Consider the following 18,016-nt stretch of genomic DNA (forward strand, 5'->3'; position numbering starts at 1 on the left):
CTGCCGCGTCCACCGCAACCCGGCCCGCGAATCGTGACGACGTACGATCGCCCCTCTTGGTGGACCGGGATCGGCAATATATACGCCAAATCCGAATTTCGGTAAAATGGAATATTTTTTGCGCCGCGACTTGACAAGCTTCGGAAGCGGCTCAGGTGTTTTGCCCGTCGGCAACGCTGGACCTCGTCACGGTTGCCGTCGCGGCGCCGTCAAGGTCGTGGCTCAGTTTGAAATTTTGGTTCGCACCTAAAAACATTGTAACGACCGTACTAACCGCAAATGGCACAGACTGCATATCCCATCCGGCTTCACCTTAAGTAACCAGCGCGGATGTCGAATGAAGTCCTGTTTCGAGTCTTTATTGTCGTTCTGGGTTTTGTACCGGTCGTGCTGATAGCGCTGCTACTGTTCTGGAAGTAAAACCGCCTCGGCCTCAATCGCAATGAGCCCCCGCCTTTCCCCGGCTGCAAGTTTGCCGCCCCGCGAGGCGCCGCTGGCCTTCGTGCCCGGCAGTCAAGAGCCAATTCAACCTGCAGCACGATCGTCAAAGGCGAAGGGAGCAGGGATCGCGGCGATCGCCTTGTATGCATTATCCCAGTTGCCATCTTGGGGCACTTCGCTTTACATGCCGCCCAAACCCGCCCCCCGGGACCACGACCGGGGCCAAAACGGCATGATTTGTCAGAGGGAAGAAGCATGGCGCGCAACATCCTGATCCTGGGGGCCTCTTACGGCTCCTTGCTCGGCACGAAGCTGTTGATGGCGGGACACAACGTCACCCTGGTCTGCCGCGCGAAGACGGCGGAGCTCATCAATCGCGACGGTACCGAGGTGCGCATCAAGCTGCGCGACGAGGCGGTGCACCGGGCGATCTTCTCGCGCGATCTGCCTGGCAAACTGGACGCGGTGACGCCCGCAAATGTCGACGTCTCCCGCTACGACATGGTCGGCCTCGCCATGCAGGAGCCGCAATACACCAACCACACGGTTCGCGTTCTCATGGTCAAGATCGCCGCGGCGAAGCTGCCGTGCCTCTCGATCATGAACATGCCGCCGCTGCCCTATCTCAAGCGCATTCCGGCGCTGGTGGACATGGATCTCGAGGAGGCCTACACCAATGCGCAGGTGTGGGAGCGGTTCGAGCCGGGACTGGTGACGCTATGCTCGCCCGATCCGCAGGCATTCCGTCCGCCGGAAGAAGCGGCGAACGTGCTTCATGTCGGCCTGCCCACGAATTTCAAGGCGGCGGCGTTCGCCGACGAGAAGCACAACAAGGTGCTGCGCGAGCTGGAAGCCGACATCGATGCGGTCACGCTGGCCGGGCAGGACGTTCCGGTGAAGCTGAAGGTGTTCGACTCGCTGTTCGTGCCGCTGGCGAAATGGTCGATGCTGCTCACCGGCAACTATCGCTGCATCACGCCGCACGATCCGCAGTCGATCCGCGACGCCGTGCATAGCGACCTCACGCGCTCGCAGACGATCTACGATCATGTCGACGCGATCGCCCGGCGCCTCGGCGCCGACCCGCAGGACCAGGTGCCGTTCGCAAAATACGCCAAGGCCGCTGAAAGCCTGCTCAAGCCGTCATCGGCGGCGCGGGCTGTCGCGAGCGGCGCGCCCTTCATCGAACGCGTCGATCTCCTGGTGAAGCTGATCTCGCATCAGCTCGGCACGCCCAATGCCGAGATCGACCGCACGGTCGAGATCGTCGATCAGAAGCTGAACGAGAAGATCGTGCAGGGCGGATCAGGCGCGCAGTAACGAGGTCTGGCGCGGCGGGGAAGCCGCGCCAGCATTCATTGGCCCGGCTTCTTGACGCAAACCGGGTCGCCCTTGGGCATGGCCTTGCAATCCCAGTCCGGGCCGAACCCCGTTGCCTGATGAAAGTTCGGAAAGCCGACGACGACAAACACGAAGATGCAGGCCACGGCGAGCGCGATCGAAATTCCGATGATGTCGGCGCGCGTCGGATACCACTGAGGCCATTTCATCAGGATTGATCCAGTCACAATCGTTCGCGCGCCCGTACCATATCGAGCATAACTGCGCCTGGCCGAGCACGAAAGCACCTGGAATCGGCAATTCCATCGTGATTTTGGTCCGAACCGGACCATCATCCATTTGCGCAAACATTGCATACGTGCGACGTCTTGTGTCGGCAATTGCCGCACGTAACATGCGGTTACATGGGGTTGCCGGATTGTCCCGCGGCCTGCGACGGGTCCAGATGCTGGTTCCCCCGGCAGCCGGACAGAAAGCGGAAGAACAAGTAGAAGACGATGGATCAGGCGACGTTGCAGGTCGTTCGCGCGGTGGAGGCAGGCGCGACGACGATGAAGGGTATCGTTGATGCGACCGGATTGTCCCGCCTCAAAGTCGAGCGCGCGCTGAACGCGCTGGAGAAGCAGAAGCTTCTCGTTCGCGATGGCCAGGGTTTCAGGGCAGCTGGGCGACAGGCGCCTCCGCCGCCTTCCCGGCAATGCGGATCGTGCAACGCCTGCTGCGATATACTCGAGGTGGCCGCCGTCGACAAACCGGTGAACCAGCTGTGCAAGCATTGGCAGACGGGCACGGGATGCACCATCTATGACCGCCGTCCGCAGATGTGCCGCTCGTTTGTCTGTGCCTGGCTGCAAGGCCATCTCGACGACGACTGGTTTCCCGAGAAGGCCGGCCTCGTGGTGCATTTCAGCCAGGACGCGGTCAACGTCACGGTCGATGACCATTGCCCCGATCGTTGGCGGGAAGAGCCTTACTTCAGCAAATTGTGCGAATGGTCGCTGAATGGGATCAGGCGGATCGGAAACCGCGGTTATGCGACCCTCGTCGTCTCAGGCCCCGACAGGTTCCTGCTGCTCGGGCGCACCATCGTCCCCGATCCCACGCTTTTCGGCACGGCGTTCCTGCCCCTGACTTCAGACACGTTCCGCTTCTGGAAGGCGAAATCGCCCGAGCATCTGCAGCGGCTGCACGAGCGCGTCGCCGAGATCGACCGCATCAGGCAGGAATTCGGCTCCTGCGCCATTCCTGAGAACGAAGACGACGACCCCCACCCGCCTTACCGACCTGCCCTGCTCCGCTTGTCGAATCACGCTGGCACCTGAACGGCGCGATCACGCCCGAACACGCGCCGACCTGTTCCCTGAACGCGGCCGTGGGCAACGCGGCGTGATTCGCCATGGTCGGCTCGACGGGCCGCGATCGGGTTGATAAGCCGCTTCCCGGAAGGCGAGGGTTTGAGTCGGGACATGACGGTTGCGATCGAGATGGGGCAGACCACGGCGGGCGCCGCGGCGGCCATGGACCTCGAGGAACTGCTGGCGACCCGCCTCCTGGTGCAGGGCAATTCCGGCTCCGGCAAATCGCATCTGTTGCGGCGGCTGCTGGAGCAGAGCGCGCCCTGGGTGCAGCAGGCCATCATCGACCCCGAGGGCGATTTCGTCACGCTGGCCGAGCACTTCGGCCATCTCGTGATCGACGCCGAGGATCACACCGAGCGCGGCCTTCAGGTCGCCGGCGAGCGCGCGCGGCTGCATCGCGTCTCCACCGTGCTCAATCTCGAAGGGCTGGATGCCGAGAACCAGATGCGGCGTGCCGCGGCATTTCTCGGCGGCCTGTTCGACATCGGGCGCGACCATTGGTACCCGATGCTCGTGGTCGTGGACGAAGCGCAGCTGTTCGCGCCGGCCGTCGCCGGCGAGGTATCGGACGAGGCGCGAAAACTCTCGCTCGGCGCGATGACCAATCTGATGTGCCGCGGCCGCAAGCGCGGGCTTGCCGGCATCATCGCGACCCAGCGGCTGGCAAAACTGGCCAAGAACGTCGCGGCCGAAGCCTCCAATTTCCTGATGGGCCGGACCTTCCTCGACATCGACATGGCGCGCGCCGCCGACCTGCTCGGCATGGAACGGCGACAGGCGGAGACCTTTCGCGATCTCGAGCGCGGACAGTTCATGGCGCTGGGCCCGGCGCTGTCGCGCCGGCCGCTGCGTCTGCACATCGGCCCGACCGATACGAAGCCGCGCAATTCCACGCCGCGCCTCATGCCCCTGCCGGAAGCGACGCTGGAGGATGCGCGCGCGGTGATCCTCGCCGCGCCGCCACTGGAGCCGAACCGGCCGCAGCGCCGGCCGGCGCCGGATCTGCTCGAACAGCTCAGGGCGGCGAAGTCGGCAGCGCCGGAAACGCGCCCCGATGCAATCGAGTTGCCGGTCAGCGCCGAAGAGCTGGCAGAGCGGCGTGAACGCGTCGACCGGACCTTGCGCGCGGTACTCGCCGAGCCCGATGCCGGCTTCCGCGCGATCGGCGTGCTCTATCAGGAATTCGTGGTTCGCTGCCGCATCGAGGGCCTCGGCTCGGCCGTGCCCGACCTCAACGAATTCCGTCGCATGCTGACGCACGCGCGCGCGGGGCTCGGCACTGAGCTCGCCGAGGATGACGCCTGGCAGGAAGTTACGCTGCGCGCCTCCATCCTGCCCGACGATATGCAAGGCGTGTTCATGATGATCGCGCGCGCGGCGAAGGAAGGCTGGCCGTGCCCTGGCGATGCCGCGATCGCACGCGCCTATGGCTCGCATTCGCTGCGTCGTGCGCAGCGCCTGCTTGGCTACATGGAGGAGCAGGGCCTGATCGTCTGCCAGCTCGACGGCGGTGGCCGCAGGATCGTGACGCTGGTGGAGCTCGCCTGGGCGACGGCGCCCGGCGACCCCAACGGCGATGACCAGCCGGCGGAGCCGGCTCAGAGCGCTGCCTCTGCTTGACTGCTGCCACGAAGAAGGTGCGCTCCCTCTCCCGCTTGCGGGTCGCTTGCGGGGGAGGGCTGGGGTGGGGGTGCTTCCGCAATCGACACTCCCGACGTGGAGAGAGCCCCTACCAGGCGCTTCGCCATAGCCGAGGCTTCGCCTCGGCGCCCCTTAGAGGACGGCCGCCGAAGGCGGCCTATGCCTCCCCCGCAAGCGGGAGAGGTTGAGCGAGCCCGTGGCTCAATCGGTTCAATCTAAAGCCACTCGCTCTAGGTGGTCGAACCCCGCTTCAGAAAGTGCCGGCCATGGTGATGCGGAACGTCAGCGGCTCGACCGGGTGCAGCACATAGTGCCGCGCAAGGCGCATTCACGCCGCCTCGGTCGCATCGACGCATTCCAGCACTTTTGACGCGGCGCGCGACGGGTCGTCCGCAAAGGCGCGGCGATAGAGCACGACCGAGACGAGCCAGGCGATCGCGAACAGCGCAATCACCGCGAAGCCGAAGTTCGCAAGCGAGCCGTTGAGGCCGTCGATCAGCGCCCACACCCCGCCGGAGCGATCGAGGCGGTCGCCGATCAGCCCGAGCGCCTCGATGCCGCCGACGAACATCGCGACCGCGACGGAGGCACCGGTGATGGTGAGGTTGTACCAGAGTTTTCGCAAGGGATCGACGAAGGCCCAGCGATAGGCGCTCACCATCAGCGCCGAGTCGGCGGTATCGACCAGCGCCATGCCGGCGGTGAACAGCGCCGGGAATACCAGGACATGCACCAGCGACACGCCACGCGCGGCCTCCGTGGCGGAGATGCCGATCAGTCCGATCTCGGTCGCGGTGTCGAAACCGAGCCCGAACACCAGCCCGAGCGGATACATGTGCCAGGGCTTTGTCACCAGGCGGAACATGGGACAGAGCAGGCGTGCCAGGAATCCGCGGCTGGCGAGAAGTTTGTCGAGCCCTTCGGCGTCGTGAACCCCATGCTCGCGCGCGCTACGAAACGTCCGCCACAGGCCGGCGAAGATGACGAGATTGAGGATTGCGATCACCAGAAGGAAGATCGCGGAGACCGAGGTGCCGATCAGGCCGCCGACGGTCTTGAGCAGGCTGTCGCCGCCAAAATTTATCGCGCCGAGCGTGAGCAGCACGGTCGCGATCACCACGACTGTGGAATGGCCGAGCGCGAAGTAGAGACCGACGCTTCGCGGCGCCTCGCCCGCATGCATCAGCTTGCGCACGACATTGTCGATGGCGGCGATGTGGTCGGCATCCACGGCGTGGCGAAGGCCGAACACCCAGGCGAGCAGCGCGGTCGCCATCACCGCGGGCCGGTCGGCAAACAGCGCGAAGGCCCAGGCCCATGCGGCGGTGTTGGCTATGACGAGCCCGCCGAACAGCAGCGCTACTCCGGGCTCGACCACCCGCAAAGACCACTTCGTCACGAAACCATTCCCGCCGATCGCATCCGCAGTATGATCTTTTCACAGAATGATCACACTGGCTAGTGCAATCCCGGGCGACCGGGTTGGGTTTTGCGCAGGGCTCCCGTTACGCCGCCTCGGAGCCGCCGAGATAGGCGTCGCGGACCCGGGGATCATCCTTCAGCGCCCGTGCGGGGCCGGAGAGCACGATCCTGCCGGTCTGGAGCACGTAGGCTTCATGCGCGATCTCGAGCGCGAGGCTCGCATTCTGCTCGACCATGAACACCGACACGCCTTCCTGGTTGATGGTCCCGATCAGCTCCAGCACGCGGTCGACGTAGAGCGGCGACAGACCCATGGTCGGCTCGTCCATCACGATCATCCGCGGCCGGCTCATCAGCGCGCGCGCCATCGCGACCATCTGCTGCTCGCCGCCCGACAGCGAGCCGGCGCGCTGCGACAGCCGCTGCCCGAGTTTTGGGAAGAGCGCGAGCATCCGTTCGAGATCCTGCGCCACCGCCGCGCGATCGCTCCGCACGAAGGCGCCCATCAAGATGTTCTCCCGGACGCTCATGTCGGCGAACAGCCGGCGTGCCTCGGGAACAGAGGCGATGCCACGGCGGACGATCTGCGGCGTGGATAGTCCGAGCAGCGAGGCGCCGTCGAAGGTCACGTCGCCCGAACGCGGCTTCACCAGGCCCAGGATGATCTTCATGGTCGTCGATTTTCCGCTGGCATTGCCGCCGAGCAGGCAGACGATGTGACCGCGCGCGACGCTGATCGAGAGGTCGAAATGCACCTGCGCCTGGCCGTAGAAGGTGTTGACGCCCGATAATGCCAGCAGTGGATCGGAAGGAGATGCAGTGGTCGTCATGCCGCCGTCTCCTGTTCCTCGCTCCGCGCCAGGCCGTGGCCGAGATAGGCCTCGATGACCTTGGGATCGTTGCGCACGTCTTCGCCCGCGCCTTCCGCGATCTTCTTGCCCTCGTCCATGACCATGACGCGATCGGAGAGGCGCATGACCATTTCGAGCTTGTGCTCGATCAGGAGGATGGTCAGGCCTTGCGCCTTCAGCTCGGCGACGAGGGCCTGCATCTCCGCAGTCTCGGTCGGGTTCATGCCGGCGGTCGGCTCGTCGAGCAGCAACAGGCGCGGCTTCAGCGCGAGTGCGCGCGCGATCTCGACGCGGCGGCGATTGGCGTAGGACAGGCTATAGGCCGGCTGGTCGATCCTCGGCAGCAGCCGCTCGCCGAAGCGCGCGAGAATGGTTTTCACCTCCTCGCGCAGCCGCTCCTCCTCCGCCTTGACGCTTGCCGGGCGCAGCAGCGCCAGCCCGAGCTCCAGCAGCGGGCCGATCACCGGCACGGCCGGCTTGACTGCGCGCAGCCGCGTGTGGGCGCCGATCAGGACATTGTCCATGACGCTGAGATTGCCGAAGACGCGGCCGAGCTGGAAGGTGCGCGCGATGCCCTGCCCCGCCAGCGTTTCCGGGGAAAGCCCTGTGATGTCGCGCCCCTCGAGGCGAACCTCGCCGGCGTCGGGCCTGTCGTGCCCCGTTACGAGGTTGAACAGGGTCGTCTTGCCGGCACCGTTCGGGCCGATGATGCTGACCAGCTCGCCCTTGGCGAGGTCGAGATCGATGGCGTCGACGGCGGTGAGGCCGCCGAAACGGCGCGTCAGGCCGCGCACGGACAGCATGGGAGCGCCGGAGGCGGCCGTCTCAGTGCGATGCGCGTGCTGCTCCATCAGATCGTCCCCAGCAGGCCCTGCGGCCTGAACCGCACGAGCAGCAAGAGGACGATGCCGTAGATCAGGATGCGGTACTCCGCCGCGATCCGGAAGACTTCTGGCAGGCCGACCAGCGCCACCGATCCGACCACGGCGCCGACGACATTGCCCAACCCGCCGAGGATCACGACCGTCAGCGCCAGGATGGATTGCTGCGTGTTGAAGGTCTCGTGATTGATGTAGGAATAAAGATGCGCGGCGATGGCGCCGCTGACGCCGGCGGCGAAGCCGCCGAAGATGAAGGCCAGCGACTTGTAGCGGTTCAGGCTGAGGCCGTAGGCGCGCGCGGCAATATCGTCGTCGCGGATGGCTCGGAAGCTGCGGCCGAGATGCGAGTTGAGCAACCGCCCCTGCAGCAGTGCCAGCACGACCATGACCGCGAAGCTGAACCAGTAGACTGACGATGCGCTGATCAGGTCGTAGCCAAACAGCGACAGGGGCGGAATCCCCGAGATGCCGATGGGACCGCGGGTCACGCTCTCCCAGTTCAGGATCACCAGCGACACGATCTCGCCGATGGCGAGCGTCGCGATCGACACGTAGTGCCCGCGCAGGCGGAACGACGGCGAGATCAGGGTCGTGCCGAGCGCGGCGCTCATCAGGCCGCCGGCGATGACGGCGAGGCCGACGGGAACGGAAAAGCTCGACGAGAGCAGCGCCGAGGTATAGGCGCCGATCGCCAGCAGCGCTGCATGCCCGAGCGAGACCTGCCCGATCGTGCCCGCAACCAGCGTCAGGCTGAGCGCCAGCATGCCGAGCAGCCAGGCGTTGATCAGGGTCTGGAGCACGTAGAAGGAAACCGGGAACAGCGGCAGGATCGCGAAGCCGCCGACCGCTATCAGCAGCGCCCAGCGGGGGATGCGAACCGGGCGGCTCGGCGCGATGAAGGTGCCGGTGAGCGGCTCGGGCGGCGCCTGCCGCGCGCTTGCGAACAGGCCGTTCGGCCGCAGCACGAGCACCAGGACCAGCAGCAGGAACGCGAACAGGTTGCGATAGCTGGTGCCGAAGACCGCCACGCCATAGCTTTCGACCAGTCCCAGCAGCAGGCTGCCGACCACGGCGCCGGGAACGTTGCCGGCGCCGCCGACCACCTCGGCGACGACGCCCTTGAGCGTCGCCTGCAGGCTCATCGCCGTGTCGATCTGGTTGTAGTACATGCCGACCAGCATGCCGGAGACACCGCCGAGCGCGGCCGCGATGCCGAACACAGCCTGATTGACGCGATTGACGTCGACGCCCATCTGCATCGCCGCGTCGCGGTCCTGCGCGGTGGCCCGCACCGCCCAGCCGAGCTTGCTGTAGCGCAGGAACACGAACAGCAGCAGCGCGCTGGTGAGGCCGACGCCGGCGATCAAGAGGTCGAGCGGGCCGATCGTCCCGTTGCCGACCTGGAAGCGCACGTCGGGCAACTGGCTCGGCAGCGCGCGCGGGTTGGGCGAGAAGGTGAGCATGACGATCTGGTCGAGCACGAAGCTGATGCCGATCGTGGCAAGCAGCGGCGCGATCCGCGCCGAGTTCTGGAGCGGACGCAGGCCGAACCGCTCGATGATCAGTCCGACAAGCGCGGCGGCGAGCGCGACCACGATGATGGTAAGCGGCAGCGGCGTATGCAGCTGCACCACCGCCACCCAGCCGATATAGGCGCCGACGAGATAGATCGAGCCCTGGGCAAAATTGATCAGGCGACTGACGCCGAAGATCAGCGCGAGCCCGACCGCAACGAGGGCGTAGACGTTACCGACGATCAGCCCATTGATCGTGTAGTCGAGCCAGGAGGACACGCGACGTTCCTAGTGGAGGGAAAACGGGCCGGAGTGGTCACCCCGGCCATCATGTCAGGTCGGCTTGCCGTCCCAAAGCGCGAACTGGCCCTTGCGCACGACGAGTTCGGCGTTCATGGCGCCCTTGACGCGGCGGGTCTCGACGTCGAACGTCGCCGTCCCGAAGATGACGCTCGAGACATCGCGGACCTTGGTGAAGGCATCGCGGATGGCGCGCCGGTCGGTGCCGCCGATCTTCACGACGGCGGCCGCCATGTTCATCGCGTCATAGGCATAGGCGTTGAAGGCGTCGGGCTCCTGCCCGTTATACTTCTTCTTGAAGCCCGCAATGAATTTCTGCACCTCGGGCCGCGGATCCTCTGGGAAGTAGCGGGTGCCGAGGTGAACGTCCTCGACCGCCTCGCCGCCGAGCTCCAGAAATTTCGGCGAGTAGACCGAGCTTGCAGCGCAAATCGTCTGCTTCAAGCCGACCTGGCGTGCCTGGCGCGCGATCAGCGCACCGTCCGAGTAATAGGAGATCAGGATCAGCCCGTCCGGGTTGGCATCGCGGACGCGCACCAGCGTCGAGCGGAAATCGCGCTCCTCCGCGATATAGCCCTCGGTGACCGCGACCTCGGCGCCGTATTCCTTGGCCGCCTTGACGAAATAGTCGCGGCTGGTGCGGCCCCAATCGGTGTTGAGGTGCAGCACCGCGAGCTTCTTGAGGCCGAGGCGCTTCACGGCATATTGCGCCAGGAGCGGCTGCTCGTCGGCCTGGCTGACGGACGTGCTCCACATGAAGTCGCCGCCCTTGGTGAAATCGGGATGCGAGTTGGTGAAGCCGAACTGCACCAGCCCGCCCCGCTGATAGATCGGGGACGCGGCCATCGAAGCCGGGCTGGAGAAATCGCCGAGCTCCATGACGATCCTGGGATCGGAGACGAATTTTTGGGCGATCGCCACCGACTGGCGCGGATCGCTCTGGCTGTCCTCGAAGCTGTAGGCGAGCTTACGCCCGTTGATGCCGCCGGCCGCCTGGATCTCGTCCAGCGCGAGATCAAAGCCCTGCTTCCATTGCGTGCCATATTGCGCGTTCGGCCCTGTCAAGGGACCGCTGACGCCGAGCAGGATCGGCTCTGACGATTGCGCGAAGGCTGCCCGCGAGAAGGCCGCGCCCGCCATCATGGCGGCAAGAGAGCCCTTGACCAGGGTACGACGATCGATGTTGCTCATACTCGGCTCCATCCGTTCAGAAGTTGGAGAATTGTCGCAAGTTCTGTGCCAAAGAATCGATCACGCTAGATGCCTATTTTGTCGGCTCGCCGAGCGACAGCATCAGCCTGTTGGCCCAGTTGAAAAACGATGCGCCGTTGATGACGTCGACGATCTCGGCATCGTCGAGACCCGCACGGCGCAGCTCATTGATGTTGTCCTCGCCGAACGCGATCGGCGTCGCGGCCAGCGCGACGGACGCTCTGACCACCGCGTTCCAGCGCTCGCCGAGATCGGCACCGATGCCTTCGTCGAGCAGCCGCTGCACGTCGTCGCGGCGCTTGGAATAGGTGCTGGCAAAGCGCGCATGCACTGAGGCGCAATAGATGCAGCCGTTGTAGCGCGAGGTCGCTGCGGCCGCGAGCTCACGCTCGGCGCGCGGCAGGCCATCGGCGGTGTTGTAGAAGATGTCCTTGTCGGTCTTGGTGCGGGCTTCCAGCACTTCGGGATCGCGCACCAGGAGGCGGAAATATTCGGACTTGGCGCGGGACCGATCGACGAGGCCGGCAAAATGCCGCTCGGTCAGCTCGGCCTCGGGCAGCGGATCAATCCATGCCACCCAGCCCAGTTCGTCCTGGGTGAATAGGACGGGCGGATTGACTGTGTTTGCAGCGCTCATGATGCAGCCTCCTCCTACGCGCTTGCCGCGGCATTTGCCGGACGCCCGAGCGAGGCGCCGAGCGTGCGCAGGCCGGCGACGACGCGCACCTGAAACGACAGGAACGCGACGAGCTGGGACAAGGCAACGATGCCGGTGTTCGACCAGCCGGCGCCAAGCAGCGCCTTCATATCGGCGGACGCCGCGTCGCGCGGCCGCAATACCAAGAGATGCGCATGTTCGAGCGCAGCGGCGAGGCGGGTGCCGAGGGCGGGTTTGCGATCCGCAGCCACGCGGTAGATCAGGCCGGCCTTGTTCTCCATCGACAGCGGTCCGGCAGGAAAGGCGCCGTACGGACCCGAGGTCTCGCCCCGCGCGATTTCGGCCTCGATCGCTTCGACCAGGCTTGCTCCCTCGGCCGCAAGCTTCGCCCGATAGAAGGCGGTCACGGGGGACTCGCCGTGGAGCCCGGTCACGAATAGCGCGACTGCCGCGCGTTCCGCGATGGAGAAATCGCTGGCGTCAATCGGCTCGAACAGCGCGAGATAGCTCTTCTGTGCGTTCTCGCGCGCCTGCGCGCGCCGGGCGCGAATGGCGTCCAGGCTCGATCCGGGCTCGATCCCGGCGAGCGTGTCGATGATATCCGTCGTGCTCATCATTCAGCCTCGTGCAACGCGCTTGTGTCCATTCCGGCTAGCCTGCCAACGCGACGTCAGCCGCAGCCGTCCGGGTCCAGCCCAGGGCCGGCGCGACCTTGTCCGCGATCAGCTCGATCGAGCGCAGGATGTAGGGGTGCGGCGGATCGACCGAGTGCGCCTGGAAGACGAGATCGGTCACCCGCTCCAGCGTGGCGTCGGCGCGTAGCGAGGCGACGACGTCGTCGGCCGCGCCGACGTGCGTGTCGAACGCCGTGATCATCTCCTCCAGTGTCTCGCCCGGCGCGGCGTGACCGCCCTTCATGAACTGCGGGAGCGCACGGCGCAGCCCGATATCGGCGAGGCGCATCGCTTCGCGACGGTCGTCGGCGACGAAGACGCTGCGCGAGGCCATGATACGCGGCTCGCATCCCGCAGGCAGCGACTCGAGGTAGGCGTCGATGATCGGATTCTGAATTTCGGAAAGCGTGGCGCGCGGCGCCTCCTTGGTCCGGGGCTGAGTTCGCGACAGCAGCAGGCCATCGCCAGCCTTGCCGGCGCGTGCGCCACCAGCCACCGAAAACGTCGCCTGCCAGATCCGGTCGCACAGTTGCGGCCGCTGCGGATAGAGCGTGTCGCCACCGTCGAGCGGCTTGCCGGCCAGCGCGGTCCGGACAACGTCCAGGTTACGCGCGAAAATCTCGTTGCGCTGTGCGCTGTCGAGGCCGAAGGCGGCAAAGGCCGATGGGTTGCCGCCGGTGCCGACACCGAGCTCGAAGCGGCCGTTGCACAGCAGGTCGAGCACCGCGGCATCCTCCGCCACCCTCACCGCATTCTCCAGCGGCAGGGTGACGATGCCGGTGCCGAGGCGAATGCGCGAGGTCTGCGCGGCAACGTAGCCAAGGAAAGTGAAGGGTGAAGGCAGTCCGCCCTCGCGCTCGTGAAAATGATGCTGTGCGATCCACGCGGAATCGAGGCCCGCCTTTTCCGCGCGCACGACCTGTTCGGCCGCAAAGCGGTAGCGCTCGGCCGGGGGTGCCTCGTCGAGGAGGCGCGTGAAGAACCCCAGTCTTTTCAGGTTTGCAAAGCGTTTCATACGACCCCTGTCGGGCGAACATTGCCACGACCCCGATGATGTCGGTTGCCGCGCCCCGAGACAAGCGGGCATTGCGCAGGGCTGCCAAGTCGCCGGGTTCGCCCCTCCGCCGGATTTTGGCTAGGCAGCTTGCCTACCAACTCGGCAGCACCGCCCCCTTGAACTTGGTCAGGACGAACTCCCTCACCTCGGGCGTGTGATAGCTGTCCACCAGGATCTTCACCCAGGGCTTGTCCTTGTCGGCGGTGCGGACCGCGATCAGGTTGACGTAGGGGCCCTTCGGATCCTCGCGCAGGATTGGATCCTTGACCGGATCGAGCCCCGCCTGGGTTGCGTAATTGGTGTTGATCGCGGCGGCGTCGACGTCGTCGAGCGCACGCGGCGCCTGCGCCGCATCGACCTCGACGAACTTCAGCTTTTTGGGATTCTCGGTGATGTCGAGCACCGTCGGCTTGAAGCCGACGCCATCCTTCAGCTTGATCGCGCCCTTGTCACGCAGGAGCAGCAGCACGCGCCCGCCATTGGTCGGATCGTTCGGGATCGAGACCTTGCCGCCCTCGGGAATGTCGGCCCAGCTCTTGTGCTTCTTCGAGTAGACTCCGATCGGGAAGTTCACGGTCAGCCCGACCGACTCGATCTTGTAGCCGCGGTCAGCCTTCTGGTTGTCGAGATAGGGCTGGTTCTGGAAAGAATTGGCCTGGATGTCGCCGGCATCGAGCGCGGCGTTCGGCACGACATAGTCGGAGAACTCGATCAGCTGGATATCGAGCCCGTTCTTCGCCGCGATCGGCTTCACGGCCTCGAGGATCTGCGCATGCGGTCCCGGTGTCACGCCGATCTTGATGGTCTCGGCCGTGGCACAAGCCGACCAGGCGGCGAGCAACGTTGAGAGGATCAGGGCGGAACGAAACGACATCTTGGTCTCCATGGAACCGGCAATAGCTTGTGTCGTCTTCTCCCGTGCGGCGCGCGAAATCAATGAAATGGAAATTCAAATTTGCCCCTGCCGTGAGACGGCATTTCTCTCCGCAGGGCGCAAAGGGAAACGGAACACCACGGGTAACGCGACCCGAACGACGTTAATGCTCAGGTCGCCAGGTTGAAGGCGACAGCATGATCAGAGCGCAGATCACGGCGTAAGCGGTGAGGGACACCGTGACCATGCCAGCGAGCCCCGCCATTCCCGCCCCAAAGCTGGCAACGGCAATCCAGCCGCCGCCGGCGGCGATCACGATCCGCGCGAGCGCGGCTGCAAGCGGTCCCATCGCCCGGCCAGTGCCCTGGGCGGCAAAGGACGCGACGAAGCCGAAGCCGAGAGCGCAATAGGCCGGAGCTACGATGCGCAAATAGATCATGCCCTCGCGCACCACCTCGGCGTCATGGCTGAACAGATCGAGCCAACTCGTCGGGAAGATCGCAACCAGCACGCCGATCGTGCCGGTCATGACCATGCCGAGGACCCCGCTGATCCAGCCGATCTTCCGCGCCCGCGCCGTCTGCCCGGCGCCCATGTTGACGCCGACCATGGTCAGCGTCGCGGTGCTGATGCCGAACAGAAGCGGGATCATGATGTAGTCGAGTCGCGACGAGATGCCGTAGCCCGCAAGCGCAGACGTACCGAACAGGCCGACCGCGCCAGTGACCAGGATGACGGTCAGGTTGGTCAAAACCGCGTTGAGTGCGGTCGGGATGCCGACCTTGAGCATGTCGGCGAAGATCGCGCCGCGCAGCCGCGCGATGCGCAGGGTAAGGCCGGATTGTCCCGAGGCCATGTAGCGCAGCAGGAACAGCATCGCCGCGCTATAATAGAGGCCGAAGGCGACGCCGGCGCCGCCGATGCCGAGCCGCGGAAATGGGCCGAAGCCGAAGATCAACACTGGCGAGACCGGGATGGTCACGATCGCACCGATCAAGGTCACCAGCGCCGGCACCTTGACGTTGCCGGAGCCGCAGCGCCGCGGCCTGGAGATTGACGATCCAGACCGGAATAGCGCCGGCGAAGAGATAGTTCGAATAGGTGATGGCGGCAGTAAGCGCCTCATCCCGGCCGCCGAGGGCACGATACAAAAGCGGACCTCCAAGGGTCACGCCAAACGTAAACAGCGCGCCCGCGAGTATGGCGAGGACCACGGCATGAAACAGCGCCGCGTCGGCGTCGTCGCGGCGGCCGGCGCCGACCGCACGCGCCACCGAGGACGCCACGCCGCTGCCGAGCCCGCCGTTCGACATCATGGTCATCAGCATGAAGATCGGAAACACCAGCGCGGCGCCCGCCAGCGCATCCGTGCCGAGGAAGCCGACATAATAGGCCTCCGCGATGTTGACCGCGGTCTGCGCCACCAGGACGGTCACGGTCGGCAGCGCGAGCCTGAGCAGGGTTGGAAGGATCGGCGCGGTCAGAAGCGCGGCACGCCTCCGCTCGCCCGCGCCTTGGGCGGTCGGTGCCGCCCGGCGAAGGGAAGCCGTGGCGCGGGCCGGGCTTTGCGCAGCGGACAGGGCCGGCGCTGCGGCATCCTCGACTGACATGCGTTTGATCCTGTGTACCCCAAGGACCAGCCGCCATCGGCTGCCCATTGCATTATGATCATAATCTTTTATTATGATCATAATTCAATAAGTCAACTCTCACGGTTTTGTGGCCGGGGCTCCGGGCCAGTTCGCAGGAGGCAGCAATTGGTGCGCTACGAGAAGGGACACAAGGACGAGACACGCCGGCAAATCCTCGACGTCGCCTCGGCCCAGTTTCGCGAGAGCGGCATCGCCGCGGTCGGCCTGGCCGGAATCATGTCGGAGGCCGGCCTGACCAACGGCGCCTTCTACACGCACTTCGCCTCCAAGGAGGATCTGGTGCGCGAGGTGCTGCTCGACGCGTTGTCCCGGCGCGAACAGCGGCACAAGGACAATCTCGAGAACGGTGTCGAGCTCGAGACGACGATCCGCGATTACCTCTCTCTGCGCCATCGCGACCGCGCCGGCACCGGCTGTCCGACCGCCGCGCTCGCCGCCGAGATCGCGCGGCATCCGAAGGCGACGCGTGACGTGTTCACCGGAAAGATTTCTGACATCATCGCGCTGATGGCGCAGCAGATCCGGCACGGTTCGGCAGACGAGCGCCGGCGCAAGGCGATTGCGATCTACGCCGCCATGGTCGGCGCGCTGCAATTGTCGCGCGCGGTCAACGACAGGCAGTTGTCTGAGGAGATCCTGGAGAACGCGGTGGAGGCCGCGCTCGATCTCGCCGGTAGGCGGTGATATCGGGGACACATCCCGTGCCTCGCCTCGCGATCAGCGTTGCGGCCGATCGCAGGGGTCCTCAGCAGCATCATCCACGCGCACAGCAGTCGACCAACAGGTCCCAGATGCGTTGGGCTTCCCTGCTCTTGCGGGTGTCCAATCTTTTCTCTGTGCTCGCCTGGGAAAAGGTTGCGATCGGACTTTCTTCGCGCGGCACAATCCATCGCTGCGAAATTGGATCGTACCATTTTCCGATATTCATGTCGCTCACTACGATCAGCTCACGTCGTTGAACCAAGTGAACGCGGCGCTCATCCGCATCATGTTTGGCGTTGGCCCGCGCACAGTTTTCCAACCGAGTGCTTCTGCAAACGTTCCTGAATGCGGGCAAGTCAGCGCGGTATAATGTTCTCTCCCTGTCAGCCCGGCCGCGCCGGATGCACTGTGCGCGGATGACGTTCGTGCAGCAGCCGCGCGAGGTCTTCGCGCTCGGTGTCGCGCCCCTGCATGGCGGCCTCGAACAGCGCTTCCTGGATATCGCGAGGCATGTCGCCCCATACCTCCATGGCCGCGCGTCCCAGCAGTTTTGCGAAGTAGTCCGCTCCGTCGCTCATGCGATTCTCCCGATCTTTCGCTCTCGGACGGGAACAGTCGTCGCCGCGCTGCGTTCCATTACCGTCAGCGGTGAAAGGAGGCGTCGTTCACCGCTAGTGCATTCGCTTTCGCGTGGTCGCCGGTGCAAAGCGACAAGTGTCGGCGGAGGCGCTGAAGGAACTGTGTGGCGCGATTGCGGCGAAATCAGCAGTCCTCTACGGCGATACCAGCTTCTTGCGCACGGCATAGCGGACCAGCTCGGCGGTGGACGACATCCTGAGCTTGCGCATTGCCGAGGCACGGTGGGTTTCGACCGTCTTCACGCTCAGCTTCAGGATTGAACTGATCGACCTGTTGGTGTGCCCTTCCGCGATCAGCTGGACCACGCTCTGCTCGCGCGCGGTCAGCAGCATATCGGCCCGGTTCTGCTTGTTCGCCTGGTAGTCATGAAGCAGCTTCTCCAGCAGGACGCTGGTGAAGTAGGGCCTGCCGTCGAGCAAGGCTTCGACGGCGGAAATGAGGTGCTTGCGGGCATCGGACTTGAACAGGAAGCCGCGGATGCCCGCCAGAATGGCCTCGGTCAGGAGCTCCTCGCTTTCGTGCATCGTCAGGATCAGCACTTCGGTTCGCACATGCAGCGCCCTGAGGCGACGGCTGACCTCCAGGCCGTTCATGATGGGCATCGAGTAGTCCACGATCACGATGTCGGGTCTCGTTTCCAGCGCCAGCGCGACGGCCTGCTCGCCGTTGGTCGCCTCTCCGCTCACGATCCAGTTGGAACGCGTTTCAACGATCGCGCGAAGCCCGGAACGCACGATTTCATGATCATCCGCAATCAAGATGCGTTTCACGGCAACGTTCCCGTTTGCCGGCCCCTGCC

17 protein-coding genes and 1 pseudogene are annotated in these 18,016 nt (G+C 65.2%); 4 read left to right on the plus strand and 14 right to left on the minus strand.

The genetic code is table 11. The features are described 5' to 3' along the window. Positions 1-696 precede the first annotated feature (696 nt). The gene (locus AYJ54_RS43860; protein ID WP_063708703.1) at positions 697-1,761 is read left to right on the plus strand and encodes a ketopantoate reductase family protein; all 1,065 of its coding nucleotides are present in this window, start codon (positions 697-699) and stop codon (positions 1,759-1,761) included. Positions 1,762-1,796: 35 nt separating this feature from the next. Here AYJ54_RS43860 and AYJ54_RS43865 read toward each other — a convergent pair whose 3' ends face one another. Then, entirely contained in the window at positions 1,797-1,991 is a 195-nt protein-coding gene (locus AYJ54_RS43865; RefSeq protein WP_063708704.1) for a hypothetical protein, read from the minus strand. A 288-nt stretch (positions 1,992-2,279) separates the two neighbouring features. Here AYJ54_RS43865 and AYJ54_RS43870 point away from each other — a divergent pair, with 288 nt between their 5' ends. Together AYJ54_RS43870 and AYJ54_RS43875 are read left to right on the plus strand one after the other, a co-directional pair. Further along, positions 2,280-3,104: a YkgJ family cysteine cluster protein gene (locus AYJ54_RS43870; protein WP_063708705.1), complete on the plus strand. Its 825-nt coding sequence runs from the start codon at positions 2,280-2,282 to the stop codon at positions 3,102-3,104. A gap of 144 nt (positions 3,105-3,248) precedes the next feature. Then, positions 3,249-4,760 carry a helicase HerA domain-containing protein gene (locus AYJ54_RS43875; RefSeq protein ID WP_063708706.1) on the plus strand — a complete coding sequence of 504 codons (1,512 nt, stop codon included), beginning with the start codon at positions 3,249-3,251 and terminating at the stop codon, positions 4,758-4,760. 349 nt (positions 4,761-5,109) lie between these two features. Here AYJ54_RS43875 and AYJ54_RS43880 read toward each other — a convergent pair whose 3' ends face one another. From AYJ54_RS43880 to AYJ54_RS43925, 10 genes and pseudogenes are all read right to left on the minus strand, one after another. Next, on the minus strand, positions 5,110-6,180 hold the full coding sequence (locus AYJ54_RS43880; protein ID WP_082906127.1) for a HoxN/HupN/NixA family nickel/cobalt transporter: 1,071 nt from the start codon (positions 6,178-6,180) through the stop codon (positions 5,110-5,112). Between the two features lie 106 nt (positions 6,181-6,286). Then, positions 6,287-7,033: an ABC transporter ATP-binding protein gene (locus AYJ54_RS43885; protein WP_063708708.1), complete on the minus strand. Its 747-nt coding sequence runs from the start codon at positions 7,031-7,033 to the stop codon at positions 6,287-6,289. Beyond that, the gene (locus AYJ54_RS43890; RefSeq protein WP_245329313.1) at positions 7,030-7,905 is read right to left on the minus strand and encodes an ABC transporter ATP-binding protein; all 876 of its coding nucleotides are present in this window, start codon (positions 7,903-7,905) and stop codon (positions 7,030-7,032) included. The genes AYJ54_RS43885 and AYJ54_RS43890 overlap by 4 nt, the downstream gene beginning before the upstream one ends. Next, entirely contained in the window at positions 7,905-9,728 is a 1,824-nt protein-coding gene (locus AYJ54_RS43895; protein ID WP_063708709.1) for an ABC transporter permease, read from the minus strand. The genes AYJ54_RS43890 and AYJ54_RS43895 overlap by 1 nt, the downstream gene beginning before the upstream one ends. A 54-nt stretch (positions 9,729-9,782) precedes the next feature. Then, positions 9,783-10,940, minus strand: a complete 1,158-nt coding sequence (locus AYJ54_RS43900) for an ABC transporter substrate-binding protein (RefSeq protein WP_063708710.1) — start codon at positions 10,938-10,940, stop codon at positions 9,783-9,785. A gap of 73 nt (positions 10,941-11,013) precedes the next feature. Beyond that, positions 11,014-11,598, minus strand: coding sequence for an alkylhydroperoxidase domain protein (locus tag AYJ54_RS43905; protein ID WP_063708711.1), 585 nt, complete (start codon positions 11,596-11,598; stop codon positions 11,014-11,016). 14 nt (positions 11,599-11,612) lie between these two features. Further along, the gene (locus tag AYJ54_RS43910) at positions 11,613-12,233 is read right to left on the minus strand and encodes a CMD domain protein (RefSeq protein ID WP_063708760.1); all 621 of its coding nucleotides are present in this window, start codon (positions 12,231-12,233) and stop codon (positions 11,613-11,615) included. A 37-nt stretch (positions 12,234-12,270) separates the two neighbouring features. After that, positions 12,271-13,308, minus strand: a complete 1,038-nt coding sequence (locus AYJ54_RS43915; protein ID WP_063708712.1) for a putative FMN-dependent luciferase-like monooxygenase — start codon at positions 13,306-13,308, stop codon at positions 12,271-12,273. Positions 13,309-13,441: 133 nt separating this feature from the next. Continuing rightward, positions 13,442-14,236 (minus strand): MetQ/NlpA family ABC transporter substrate-binding protein, encoded by a 795-nt coding sequence (locus tag AYJ54_RS43920; protein ID WP_063708713.1) that lies wholly within the window; start codon positions 14,234-14,236, stop codon positions 13,442-13,444. 151 nt (positions 14,237-14,387) lie between these two features. Then, positions 14,388-15,834, minus strand: a pseudogene (locus tag AYJ54_RS43925) (MATE family efflux transporter). 150 nt (positions 15,835-15,984) lie between these two features. On the opposite strand from AYJ54_RS43925, the gene AYJ54_RS43930 reads away from it, so the two are divergent. Then, positions 15,985-16,560, plus strand: coding sequence for a TetR family transcriptional regulator (locus AYJ54_RS43930; RefSeq protein ID WP_063708761.1), 576 nt, complete (start codon positions 15,985-15,987; stop codon positions 16,558-16,560). A 70-nt stretch (positions 16,561-16,630) separates the two neighbouring features. Here AYJ54_RS43930 and AYJ54_RS51635 read toward each other — a convergent pair whose 3' ends face one another. From AYJ54_RS51635 to AYJ54_RS43940, 3 genes are all read right to left on the minus strand, one after another. Continuing rightward, entirely contained in the window at positions 16,631-16,897 is a 267-nt protein-coding gene (locus tag AYJ54_RS51635) for a hypothetical protein (RefSeq protein WP_082906129.1), read from the minus strand. Between the two features lie 64 nt (positions 16,898-16,961). After that, entirely contained in the window at positions 16,962-17,156 is a 195-nt protein-coding gene (locus tag AYJ54_RS43935) for a hypothetical protein (protein WP_063708714.1), read from the minus strand. Positions 17,157-17,351: 195 nt separating this feature from the next. After that, positions 17,352-17,987, minus strand: a complete 636-nt coding sequence (locus AYJ54_RS43940) for a response regulator (RefSeq protein ID WP_063708715.1) — start codon at positions 17,985-17,987, stop codon at positions 17,352-17,354. Between the last annotated feature and the right edge of the window lie 29 nt (positions 17,988-18,016).

The sequence above is a fragment of the Bradyrhizobium centrolobii genome, from assembly GCF_001641635.1.
GTDB classification, from domain to species: Bacteria; Pseudomonadota; Alphaproteobacteria; order Rhizobiales; family Xanthobacteraceae; genus Bradyrhizobium; species Bradyrhizobium centrolobii.